The organism is Chromobacterium sphagni (genome assembly GCF_001855555.1).
Taxonomy (GTDB): domain Bacteria; phylum Pseudomonadota; class Gammaproteobacteria; order Burkholderiales; family Chromobacteriaceae; genus Chromobacterium; species Chromobacterium sphagni.
Map to the genome: position 1 here is coordinate 52,062 of NZ_MKCT01000061.1, position 12,122 is coordinate 64,183.

At 60.2% G+C, this 12,122-nt stretch carries 8 protein-coding genes and 1 tRNA gene; all 9 read left to right on the forward strand.

The annotated features are described in order from the left end of the window. Positions 1-37 precede the first annotated feature (37 nt). Positions 38-469 (forward strand): 50S ribosomal protein L11, encoded by a 432-nt coding sequence (gene rplK / locus BI344_RS18350; protein ID WP_043575242.1) that lies wholly within the window; start codon positions 38-40, stop codon positions 467-469. Further along, on the forward strand, positions 470-1,165 hold the full coding sequence (rplA, locus tag BI344_RS18355; protein WP_071114273.1) for a 50S ribosomal protein L1: 696 nt from the start codon (positions 470-472) through the stop codon (positions 1,163-1,165). A 178-nt stretch (positions 1,166-1,343) separates the two neighbouring features. Beyond that, positions 1,344-1,418, forward strand: a tRNA-Thr gene (locus tag BI344_RS18360). 87 nt (positions 1,419-1,505) lie between these two features. After that, the gene (gene rplJ, locus BI344_RS18365; protein ID WP_071114274.1) at positions 1,506-2,003 is read left to right on the forward strand and encodes a 50S ribosomal protein L10; all 498 of its coding nucleotides are present in this window, start codon (positions 1,506-1,508) and stop codon (positions 2,001-2,003) included. 36 nt (positions 2,004-2,039) lie between these two features. Further along, positions 2,040-2,408 (forward strand): 50S ribosomal protein L7/L12, encoded by a 369-nt coding sequence (gene rplL, locus BI344_RS18370; RefSeq protein ID WP_071114275.1) that lies wholly within the window; start codon positions 2,040-2,042, stop codon positions 2,406-2,408. A 154-nt stretch (positions 2,409-2,562) separates the two neighbouring features. Further along, the gene (gene rpoB / locus BI344_RS18375) at positions 2,563-6,738 is read left to right on the forward strand and encodes a DNA-directed RNA polymerase subunit beta (protein WP_071114276.1); all 4,176 of its coding nucleotides are present in this window, start codon (positions 2,563-2,565) and stop codon (positions 6,736-6,738) included. 56 nt (positions 6,739-6,794) lie between these two features. Further along, positions 6,795-10,991, forward strand: a complete 4,197-nt coding sequence (rpoC, locus tag BI344_RS18380; protein ID WP_071114277.1) for a DNA-directed RNA polymerase subunit beta' — start codon at positions 6,795-6,797, stop codon at positions 10,989-10,991. 165 nt (positions 10,992-11,156) lie between these two features. After that, on the forward strand, positions 11,157-11,528 hold the full coding sequence (gene rpsL, locus BI344_RS18385; RefSeq protein ID WP_011137738.1) for a 30S ribosomal protein S12: 372 nt from the start codon (positions 11,157-11,159) through the stop codon (positions 11,526-11,528). Between the two features lie 110 nt (positions 11,529-11,638). Then, positions 11,639-12,109 carry a 30S ribosomal protein S7 gene (gene rpsG / locus BI344_RS18390; protein ID WP_071114278.1) on the forward strand — a complete coding sequence of 157 codons (471 nt, stop codon included), beginning with the start codon at positions 11,639-11,641 and terminating at the stop codon, positions 12,107-12,109. Positions 12,110-12,122 lie beyond the last annotated feature (13 nt).

The window sequence follows — 12,122 nt, forward strand, 5'->3', positions numbered from 1 at the left end:
TGCCGTTCGCGTTACACCCGTTTTAGGAGTTTTAATCGTGGCAAAGAAAATTGTCGGCTATATCAAGCTGCAAGTGCCCGCTGGCAAGGCTAACCCGTCTCCTCCGATCGGTCCGGCACTGGGTCAGCGTGGTCTGAACATCATGGAATTCTGCAAGGCGTTCAACGCTCAGACTCAAGGCGTTGAGCCGGGTCTGCCGATTCCGGTTGTGATCACTGCCTACGCAGACAAGTCGTTCACCTTCATCATGAAGACCCCGCCGGCCACCATCCTTCTGAAGAAGGCTGCTGGCATCAAGTCCGGTTCCGCCAAGGCGCACGTGGACAAAGTGGGCAAAGTGACCCGCGCTCAGCTGGAAGAAATCGCCAAGACCAAGCAGCCGGATCTGACGGCTGGTGATCTGGACGCCGCTGTTCGCACCATCGCCGGCTCCGCCCGTTCGATGGGTCTGGAAGTGGAGGGCGTGTAAATGGCTAAGATCTCCAAGCGCTTGCAAGCCCTGAAGGCTACCGTTGATCGCAACAAGCTGTACGCTGTTGAAGAGGCGATCGCCCTGGTCAAGACCGCAGCCACCGCCAAGTTCGACGAGTCGATCGACGTCGCCGTGAACCTGGGCGTGGATCCGCGTAAGTCCGACCAGGTGGTTCGTGGCTCGGTGGTTCTGCCGCGTGGCACCGGCAAGTCCGTGCGCGTCGCTGTGTTTGCTCAAGGCACCAACGCCGAAGCCGCCAAGGCTGCCGGCGCTGAAGTCGTAGGTTTCGAAGACCTGGCCGAGCAAGTCAAGGCCGGCAATCTGGACTTTGACGTCGTGATTGCTTCGCCGGATGCGATGCGCGTTGTCGGTCAGCTGGGTCAGATTCTGGGCCCGCGCGGCCTGATGCCGAACCCGAAGGTTGGCACGGTTACCCCGAACGTCGCCGAGGCCGTGAAGAACGCCAAGGCCGGCCAGGTTCAGTACCGTACCGACAAGGCTGGTATCATCCACGCCACCATTGGCCGTGCTTCGTTCGAAGTTGAAGCGCTGCGCGAAAATTTGTCCGCTCTGGTTGATGCCCTGGTGAAAGCCAAGCCGGCAGCTTCCAAGGGTGTGTATCTGAAAAAGATCGCCGTATCCAGCACCATGGGTGTCGGCGCTCGCGTAGATACCGGCTCCGTAAACGCCTAAGCGTTGCGGAGTCGCGATGGGGCGGTTCGCCGCCCCGTCAAGGCTTTGGGCTGGCAGGTTCGCCTGCCGGATTGTCAAAGACCGTAGGTGCCGCAAGGCTTAATAGCAGGCTTGCTTGTTACTGAGGCCAGCATCCTACGCAGATGGTGTACCCGAACAGGCTTCTGAAAAGTTCAAAGCTCATGTAGCTCAGGGGTAGAGCACTCCCTTGGTAAGGGAGAGGTCGGCGGTTCAATTCCGCCCATGAGCACCAGTTCTTTATGATGTCTCCTGATACAGGTCGCCGCTGCAAAGCGAGATGGAAATTTTTTCCATTTCATTTCAGTCTAGGAGGTAGACCTTGAGTCTCAATATCGAAGATAAAAAGGCGGTCGTCGAAGCAGTTTCTGCCGAACTGGCAGGCGCTCAGACCCTCGTTATCGCTGAATATCGGGGCATCGAGGTAAGCAGCATGACCAAGCTCCGCGCTCAGGCGCGAGCTAACGGCGTGTTCCTGCGCGTTCTGAAGAACACGCTGGTGCGTCGTGCCGTGTCCGGTACCGCGTTCGAAGGCTTGGCTGACCAGATGGTTGGTCCGCTGGTCTACGCGATTTCCGCTGACCCGGTTGCTGCTGCCAAGGTGCTGCATCAATTTGCCAAGGCTGACGACAAGATCGTCGTGAAGGCAGGTTCCTACGAAGGCAAGGTGCTGTCCGCTGCTCAGGTTGCTGAGCTGGCGTCCATCCCGAGCCGCGAAGAACTGCTGTCCAAGCTTCTCTACGTTATGCAGGCTCCGGTCGCTGGCTTCGCCCGCGCGCTGGCCGCCCTGTCCGACAAGAAGCAAGCCGAAGCCGCTTAACTTATTTGATTCTTATAGAATTCAGGAGATTTTCACATGGCAATCACCAAAGAAGACATCCTCGAGGCCGTTGCTGGTCTGACCGTGATGGAACTGAACGACCTGGTTAAGGCGTTCGAAGAGAAGTTCGGCGTTTCCGCCGCTGCTGTAGCTGTTGCTGGCCCGGCCGGCGCTGCTGCTGCTGTTGAAGAAAAGACCGAGTTCGACGTCGTTCTGACCGCTGCTGGCGACAACAAGGTTGGCGTGATCAAGGTTGTTCGCGCAATCACCGGTCTGGGCCTGAAAGAAGCCAAAGACCTGGTAGACGGCGCTCCGAAGAACGTGAAGGAAGGCGTGTCCAAGGCTGAAGCCGACGACGTTGCCAAGCAACTGATCGAAGCTGGTGCTAAGGCTGAAGTCAAATAATCTTCTTTGAAAAAAGAAGGTGAGGCTGGCGGAGAAATCCGCCAGCCTTATTGCGCTTGTAGTTGGCGGAAACGAAGAAGGTAAAAGCCAGCAATATACTTGGCGTGGCTGCTGACTTTTAGTTTCTTGCGCCACCCACCTCGATGGAGACTCTATGAGTTATTCGTTTACTGAGAAGAAGCGTATTCGTAAGAGCTTTGCGAAACGTGCCAGTGTTCTCGACGTCCCATTCCTGTTGGCGACCCAGATTGATTCCTACACCGAATTTCTCCAGCTGGGTGTGCCGCTGGATGAGCGCAAGGATGTGGGTCTTCAGGCTGCGTTCAAGTCGATCTTCCCGATCATCAGCCATAATGGTTACGCACGACTGGACTTCGCCCACTATATCCTGGGCGAACCGCCGTTCGACGTGCAGGAGTGCCAGCTGCGTGGCATCACTTTCGCCGCCCCGCTGCGCGCCCGCATCCGTCTGACGATTTTCGACAAGGAATCGTCCAAGCCGGTAGTGAAGGAAGTGCGCGAGAATGAGGTGTACATGGGCGAGATTCCGCTCATGACCACCAACGGGTCTTTCATCATCAATGGCACCGAGCGTGTCATCGTCTCCCAGCTGCACCGTTCGCCGGGCGTGTTCTTCGAGCACGACCGCGGCAAGACCCATTCCTCGGGCAAGCTGCTGTTCTCCGCCCGCGTGATTCCTTACCGCGGCTCCTGGCTGGACTTCGAATTCGATCCGAAGGACCTGCTGTACTTCCGTATCGACCGTCGCCGCAAGATGCCGGTGACCATTCTGCTGAAGGCGCTGGGCTACAGCAACGAAGAGATCCTGTCCGAGTTCTACAGCTTCGACACCTTCTACCTGACCCGCAACGGCGTGTTCATGCGCGTGGTGCCGGACCGTCTGAAGGGCGAAGTGGCCAAGTTCGACATCGTTGCCGCAGACGGCAAGCTGATCGTGGCCAAGGACAAGCGGATCACCGCGAAGCACATCCGCGACATCCAGACCGCCGAGCTCGACCGCATCGAAGTGCCGGCCGACGCGCTGTTGGGCAAGATGCTGGCGCACAACGTGGTCAACACCAACACCGGTGAAGTGATCTCGCGCGCCAACGAGGAAGTGACCGAGGAAGTGCTGGCCAAGCTGGCGCTGGCCGACATCGACCAGGTGGACGTGCTGTTCACCAACGATCTGGACCAGGGCGCCTACATTTCGCAGACCCTGCGTTCCGACGACATCCAGGACCAGCTGCAGGCGCGCGTGGCGATCTACCGCATGATGCGTCCTGGCGAGCCGCCGACCGAAGATGCGGTGGAAGCGCTGTTCCAGCGCCTGTTCTTCAGCGAGGAAACCTACGATCTGTCGCGCGTGGGCCGCATGAAGTTCAGCTCGCGCACCTATCAGTACAAGTTCGACGACAAGACCCCGGAGTGGTTCAAGTCGCTGATCGGCGACAAGTTCGCCGGCCGCCGCGACGTGATGGAAGGCACGCTGTCGACTGAAGACATCGTTTCCGTCATCGCCATCCTGACCGAGCTGCGCAACGGCCGCGGCGAAGTGGACGACATCGATCACCTGGGCAACCGCCGGGTGCGCTCGGTGGGCGAACTGGCCGAAAACCAGTTCCGCGCCGGCCTGGTGCGCGTCGAGCGCGCAGTGAAGGAACGCCTGAATCAGGCCGAGTCCGACAACCTGATGCCGCACGATCTGATCAACGCCAAGCCGGTTTCCGCCGCGATCAAGGAATTCTTCGGTTCCTCGCAGCTGTCGCAGTTCATGGACCAGACCAACCCGCTGTCGGAAATCACTCACAAGCGCCGCGTATCGGCGCTGGGTCCGGGCGGTCTGACCCGCGAGCGCGCAGGCTTTGAAGTGCGCGACGTGCACCCGACCCATTACGGCCGCGTGTGCCCGATCGAAACGCCGGAAGGCCCGAACATCGGCCTGATCAACTCGCTGTCCGTTTACGCGCGCACCAACGAGTTCGGTTTCCTGGAAACCCCGTACCGCAAGGTGGTGGACAGCAAGGTAACCAACGAGATCGACTACCTGTCGGCGATCGAAGAAGGCCGCTACGTGATCGCTCAGGCCAACGCCGAGCTGAGCGAAGACGGCGCGCTGATCGACGAGCTGGTGACCTGCCGCGAAAAGGGCGAAACCATTCTGGCGACTCCGGACCGCGTGCAGTACATGGACGTGGCCACCGGTCAGGTGGTGTCGGTGGCGGCTTCGCTGATTCCGTTCCTGGAGCACGATGACGCCAACCGCGCATTGATGGGCGCCAACATGCAACGCCAGGCAGTGCCTTGCCTGCGTCCGGAAAAAGCGTTCGTAGGCACCGGCATCGAGCGTTCCGTAGCCGTTGACTCCGGCACCACCGTGGTGGCCCGACGCGGCGGCGTGGTGGATTACGTCGACGCCGGCCGCGTGGTGGTCCGCGTCAACGACGAGGAAGCGACTGCGGGCGAGGTGGGTGTGGATATCTACAACCTGACCAAGTTCACCCGTTCCAACCAGAACACCAACATCAACCAGCGTCCGATCGTGAAAGTGGGCGACCACATCGCGCGCGGCGACGTGGTGGCTGATGGCGCGTCTACCGACCTGGGCGAATTGGCGCTGGGCCAGAACATGACCATCGCTTTCATGCCGTGGAACGGCTACAACTACGAGGACTCGATCCTGATCTCGGAGAAGCTGGTCGCCGAAGACCGCTACACCTCGATCCATATCGAAGAACTGTCCGTGGTTGCCCGCGACACCAAGCTGGGACCGGAAGAAATCACCCGCGATATCCCGAACCTGTCCGAACGCATGGCAGGCCGTCTGGATGAAGCCGGTATCGTCTACATCGGCGCCGAAGTCGAGGCTGGCGACGTGCTGGTGGGCAAGGTGACGCCTAAGGGCGAAACCCAGCTGACGCCGGAAGAGAAGCTGCTGCGCGCGATCTTCGGCGAAAAGGCCTCCGACGTGAAGGACACCTCGCTGCGCGTGCCGACCGGCACCGTCGGCACCGTCATCGATGTGCAGGTGTTCACCCGCGAAGGCATCGAGCGCGACAAGCGCGCCCAGTCCATCATCGATTCGGAACTGAAGCGCTATCGCCTAGACCTGAACGACCAGCTGCGGATTTTCGACAACGACGCCTTCAGCCGTATCGAGCGCCTGATTGTAGGCAAGATCGCCAACGGCGGTCCGAAGCGCCTGGTCAAGGGCACCGTGATCGATCAGGAATACCTGGCCGGCCTGCCGACCAAGCACGATTGGTTCGACATCCGCATGAGCGATGAAGACATCGCCAAGCAGCTGGAGTTGATCAAGGAAAGCCTGGCGCAGAAGCGCGAAGAATTCGACCTCAAGTTCGAAGACAAGAAGCGCAAGCTGACCCAGGGCGACGAGCTGCCGCCGGGCGTGCAGAAGATGGTCAAGGTCTACCTGGCGGTGAAGCGCCGCCTGCAGGCCGGCGACAAGATGGCCGGTCGTCACGGCAACAAGGGCGTGGTTTCGCGCATCCTGCCGATCGAAGACATGCCGTACATGGGCGATGGCCGTCCGGTCGACATCGTGCTGAACCCGCTGGGCGTACCGTCGCGTATGAACATCGGCCAGATCCTGGAAGTGCATCTGGGTTGGGCCGCCAAGGGCATAGGCGAGCGCGTCGACCGCATGATCAAGGAACAGCAGACCGCTGCCGAGATCCGTGGCTACCTGGAGCGCCTGTACAACGAAACCGGCCGTAGCGAGGACCTGGCGTCGCTGTCCGACGGCGAAGTGCTGGAACTGGCGCAAAACCTGCGCAAGGGCATGACTTTTGCTACACCGGTATTCGACGGCGCGAAAGAAGCCGAGATCAAGCACATGCTGGATCTGGCCTACCCGAGCGGCGACGAGCTGACCGAGAAGATGGGCTTCAACGAGTCCAAGACCCAGATGACCCTGCACGACGGCCGCTCCGGCGAAGCCTTCGACCGCAAGGTGACCGTGGGCGTGATGCACTACCTGAAGCTGCATCACCTGGTCGACGACAAGATGCACGCCCGTTCCACCGGCCCGTACTCGCTGGTGACCCAGCAGCCGCTGGGCGGTAAGGCGCAGTTCGGCGGCCAGCGTTTCGGTGAGATGGAGGTGTGGGCGCTGGAAGCCTATGGCGCCGCCTACACGCTGCAGGAAATGCTGACCGTGAAGTCGGACGATGTGACCGGCCGTACCAAGGTCTACGAAAACATCGTCAAGGGCGAGCACAAGATCGATGCCGGCATGCCGGAATCCTTCAACGTGCTGGTGAAGGAAATCCGTTCGCTCGGCCTGGATATCGACCTGGAACGTTATTGATTGGGTGCATGGGCGCGGCAGTTTGAGGCCGCGCCTGTCCCCTGACTGGAGACGCAATGAAAGCTCTGCTCGACCTCTTTAAGCAAGTTACGCAAGAAGAAGAGTTTGATGCGATTAAGATCGGCATCGCCTCGCCTGACAAGATCCGTTCCTGGTCTTATGGTGAAGTAAAGAAACCTGAAACCATCAACTACCGCACCTTCAAACCGGAGCGCGACGGCCTGTTCTGCGCGCGCATCTTCGGACCGGTGAAGGACTACGAGTGCCTGTGCGGCAAGTACAAGCGCCTCAAGCACCGCGGCGTGATCTGCGAGAAGTGCGGCGTCGAAGTGACGCTGTCCAAGGTGCGCCGCGAGCGCATGGGCCACATCGAACTGGCCAGCCCGACCGCGCACATCTGGTTCCTGAAGTCGCTCCCGTCGCGTCTGGGCATGGTGCTGGACATGACGCTGCGCGACATCGAACGCGTGCTGTACTTCGAAGCGTTCGTCGTGACCGATCCGGGCATGACCCCGATGCAGTACCGCCAGCTGCTGACCGAAGAGGACTTCCTGGACAAGGAAGATCAGTACGGTGAAGAGTTCGTCGCCATGATGGGCGCCGAAGCGGTGAAGGAACTGCTGAAGAAGCTGGATCTGGACAGCGAGATCGAAACGCTGCGCGCCGAACTGAAGGCCACCAGCTCCGACACCAAGATCAAGAAGATCTCCAAGCGCCTGAAAGTGCTGGAGGCCTTCCAGCGCTCCGGCATGAAGCCGGAATGGATGATCCTGGACGTGCTGCCGGTGCTGCCGCCGGAGCTGCGCCCGCTGGTGCCGCTGGACGGCGGCCGCTTCGCGACCTCCGACCTGAACGACCTGTACCGTCGCGTTATCAACCGTAACAACCGTCTGAAGCGCCTGCTGGAACTGCGCGCGCCGGACATCATCGTGCGCAACGAGAAGCGCATGCTGCAGGAATCGGTTGACTCGCTGCTGGACAACGGCCGTCGCGGCAAGGCGATGACTGGCGCCAACAAGCGTCCGCTGAAGTCGCTGGCCGACATGATCAAGGGCAAGGGCGGCCGTTTCCGTCAGAACTTGCTGGGTAAGCGCGTCGACTACTCCGGTCGTTCGGTGATTACCGTCGGCCCGACCCTGCGTCTGCATCAGTGCGGCCTGCCGAAGAAAATGGCGCTGGAGCTGTTCAAGCCTTTCATCTTCCACAAGCTGGAAGTGATGGGCCTGGCCTCCACCATCAAGGCGGCCAAGAAGCTGGTCGAACAGGAAGTGCCGGAAGTCTGGGACATCCTGGAAGACGTGATCCGCGAGCATCCGGTGCTGCTGAACCGCGCGCCGACCCTGCACCGTCTGGGCATCCAGGCGTTCGAACCGGTACTGATCGAAGGCAAGGCCATTCAGCTGCATCCGCTGGTCTGCGCGGCGTTCAACGCCGACTTCGACGGCGACCAGATGGCCGTACACGTTCCGCTGAGCCTGGAGGCGCAGATGGAAGCCCGCACCCTGATGCTGGCCACCAACAACGTGCTGTCCCCGGCCAACGGCGAGCCTATCATCGTGCCGTCGCAGGATATCGTGCTGGGTCTGTATTACATGACCCGCGACAAGGTGAACGGCAAGGGCGAGGGCATGGTGTTTGCGGACACCAAGGAAGTGCATCGCGCTTACGAAACCCGCCAGGTTGAACTGGCCACCCGCATCACCGTCCGCCTGAAGGAATGGGAAAAGGACGAGCAGGGCGAGTTCCAGCCGGTGATCAAGCGCTACGACACCACCGTCGGCCGCGCGATCCTGTCCGACATCCTGCCGAAGGGCCTGCCGTTCGAGCACATCAACAAGGCGCTGAAGAAGAAGGAAATCTCGAAACTGATCAACGTTTCGTTCCGTCGTTGCGGCATCCGCGACACGGTCATCTTCGCCGACCAGCTGATGTACACCGGTTTCGCCTACTCGACCCGCGGCGGTATTTCCATCTGCGTGGACGACATGCAGATCCCGAAGAAAAAGACCGAACTGCTTGGCGAAGCCAACAAGGAAGTCAAAGAGATCGAAGAGCAGTATCGCCAGGGTCTGGTGACTCAGGGCGAGCGTTACAACAAGGTTGTGGATATCTGGGGCCGCACGGGCGACAAGATCGCCAAGGCGATGATGGACGAATTGTCCAAGCAGCGCGTGCTGGATCGCGACGGCAAGGAAGTCGACCAGGAATCCTTCAACTCGATTTACATGATGGCCGACTCCGGCGCGCGGGGTTCCGCGGCGCAGATCAAGCAGCTGGCCGGCATGCGGGGCCTGATGGCGAAACCGGACGGTTCGATTATCGAAACGCCGATTACCGCCAACTTCCGCGAAGGCCTGACGGTACTGCAGTACTTCATCTCCACCCACGGCGCCCGTAAGGGTCTGGCGGATACGGCGTTGAAGACCGCGAACTCCGGTTACCTGACGCGTCGTCTGGTCGACGTGACCCAGGATCTGGTGGTGATCGAGGACGATTGCGGCACCACCAACGGCTTCACCATGAAGGCGGTGCTGCAGGGCGGTGACGTGATCGAAGCGCTGCGCGACCGCATTCTGGGCCGCGTGACCGCGGTAGACGTGGTGGATCCGTCCACCGGCGAAACCGTGATCGAAGCCGCTACGCTGCTGGACGAGCAGATGGTCGACTCGATCGACAGCCTGGGCATCGACGAAGTGAAGGTGCGTACCGCCATCACTTGCGACACCCGCTACGGTCTGTGCGCCAAGTGCTATGGTCGCGATCTGGCGCGCGGCAAGCGCGTCAACGCCGGCGAGGCTGTCGGCGTGATCGCCGCCCAGTCGATCGGCGAGCCGGGCACCCAGCTGACCATGCGTACCTTCCACATCGGTGGCGCCGCGTCTCGAAACGCAGCCGCCAGCCAGGTGGAAGGCAAGTCGAACGGTACCGTGCGCTTCTCCAGCCAGATGCGTTATGTCGCCAACACCAAGGGCGAGCTGATCGTGATCACCCGCTCCGGCGAAGTGGTGATCCATGACGACATGGGCCGCGAGCGCGAGCGTCACAAGGTGCCGTACGGCGCGACCCTGATGGTCACCGACGGTCTGCTGATCAAGGCGGGCACGGTGCTGGCCACCTGGGATCCGCACACCCGTCCGATCATCACCGAGTACGCGGGCCGCGTGAAGTTCGAGAACGTGGAAGAGGGCAACACCGTAGCCAAGCAGACCGACGAAGTGACCGGCCTGTCGACGCTGGTGGTGATCGACCCGAAACGCCGCGCCGGTTCGCAGTCGAAGATGCTGCGTCCGTTGGTGAAGCTGCTCGACGACAACGGCAACGAAGTGAAGCTGGCCGGTTCCGACGCGTCGGTATCGATCACATTCCAGGTTGGCGCCATCATCACGGTGCGCGACGGTCAGGACGTGGGCAAGGGCGAAGTGCTGGCCCGCATCCCGCAAGAATCGTCCAAGACCCGCGATATTACCGGTGGTCTGCCGCGCGTGGCCGAGCTGTTCGAAGCCCGTTCGCCGAAGGATGCCGGCATGCTGGCCGAGGTGACTGGTACCGTTTCGTTCGGCAAGGACACCAAGGGCAAGCAGCGCCTGATCATCACCGATCTGGAAGGCAGCGGCTACGAAAACCTGATCCCGAAGGACAAGCACGTGCTGGTCCATGACGGCCAGGTGGTGAACCGCGGCGAATCCATCGTCGACGGTCCGGTCGATCCGCACGACATCCTGCGTCTGCAGGGCATCGAGGCGCTGGCCCGCTACATCGTCCAGGAAGTTCAGGAAGTGTATCGTCTGCAGGGCGTGAAGATTAACGACAAGCACATCGAGGTGATCATTCGCCAGATGCTGCGTCGCGTCGTGATCTCCGACAGCGGCGACACCGAGTTCATCCAGGGCGAGCAGGTGGAACGTGCCGAAGTGCTGGAAATGAACGACAAGATGATGGCGGAAGGCAAGGAGCCGGCGCAGTACGAAAACGTGCTGCTGGGCATCACCAAGGCGTCCTTGTCCACCGACTCGTTCATCTCGGCGGCTTCCTTCCAGGAAACCACCCGCGTGCTGACCGAAGCGGCGATCATGGGCAAGAAAGACGATCTGCGCGGTCTGAAGGAAAACGTGATCGTCGGCCGTCTGATCCCGGCCGGCACCGGTCTCGCCTACCATCGCACCCGCCGTCGCCAACACCTGGGTCTGGACGCTGCCGAATCGCAGCTGTTCGAAGCAGGCATGCTGAACACCGCATTGGAAAACGACGACTGACACCGGTCCTAGACCTTAAGTGTTGAAAAAACGCTGCCCTATCAACGGTTAACGTGATAGGGCAGCGTTGTTTTCATTGACTCTGGGCCATTGACTAAAATATAATCCTCCGTCCTTTCTGGAGGCATGTTGTCTTCAGGAAGAATCAACTAGGAACTGATAGTAATGCCAACCATTAACCAACTCGTTCGCAAGGGCCGCGTCGCCATCACGGCGAAGAGCAAGGTGCCTGCGCTGGAAGCCTGCCCGCAGAAGCGTGGCGTGTGCACCCGTGTCTACACCACCACTCCGAAGAAGCCGAACTCGGCTCTGCGTAAAGTGTGCAAGGTACGTCTGACCAACGGTTTCGAAGTGATCTCCTACATCGGTGGTGAAGGCCACAACCTGCAGGAACACTCCGTAGTGCTGATCCGTGGCGGTCGTGTAAAAGACTTGCCGGGTGTGCGTTACCACACCGTGCGCGGTTCCCTGGATACCGCCGGTGTTAAAGACCGTAAGCAAGCCCGTTCCAAGTACGGCGCCAAGCGTCCCAAGTAATTGGGAAGGTCTCATGGCGGCCTGAGCGTTTCGTAATGGTCGTCTAGTAAGTGACTGCTCCATTGGGTAGTCATGAGCCAAAGCTCAACTGAATAATTTAAGGAAGTAACATGCCAAGACGCAGAGAAGTCCCCAAGCGTGAAATTCTGCCGGATCCGAAGTTCGGTTCGCAGGATCTCTCCAAATTCATGAACGTCGTAATGATCGACGGCAAGAAGTCTGTTGCTGAACGCATCATCTACGGCGCTCTGGAACAGATCGAAAAGAAATCCGGCAAAAACGCCCTGGAAGTGTTCAACGCAGCACTGACCAACGCTAAGCCGGTAGTAGAAGTGAAAAGCCGCCGCGTAGGTGGTGCAAACTATCAAGTTCCTGTTGAAGTACGTCCGTCGCGTCGTATGGCCCTGGCCATGCGTTGGCTGCGCGACGCCGCGCGCAAGCGCGGTGAAAAGTCCATGGACCTGCGCCTGGCTGGTGAACTGCTCGACGCGGCCGAAGGCCGTGGCGGCGCGATGAAGAAGCGTGACGAAGTGCACCGCATGGCAGAAGCCAACAAGGCCTTCTCGCACTTCCGCTTCTAAGCTCACCCACTCA

What these genes read in the sequence shown, in the direction of transcription:
- rplA (WP_071114273.1), top strand. Translation starts at nt 470, where the DNA reads ATGGCTAAGATCTCCAAGCGCTTGCAAGCCCTGAAGGCTACCGTTGAT.
- rpoC (WP_071114277.1), top strand. Translation starts at nt 6,795, where the DNA reads ATGAAAGCTCTGCTCGACCTCTTTAAGCAAGTTACGCAAGAAGAAGAG.
- rpoB (WP_071114276.1), top strand. Translation starts at nt 2,563, where the DNA reads ATGAGTTATTCGTTTACTGAGAAGAAGCGTATTCGTAAGAGCTTTGCG.
- rplL (WP_071114275.1), top strand. Translation starts at nt 2,040, where the DNA reads ATGGCAATCACCAAAGAAGACATCCTCGAGGCCGTTGCTGGTCTGACC.
- rpsG (WP_071114278.1), top strand. Translation starts at nt 11,639, where the DNA reads ATGCCAAGACGCAGAGAAGTCCCCAAGCGTGAAATTCTGCCGGATCCG.
- rpsL (WP_011137738.1), top strand. Translation starts at nt 11,157, where the DNA reads ATGCCAACCATTAACCAACTCGTTCGCAAGGGCCGCGTCGCCATCACG.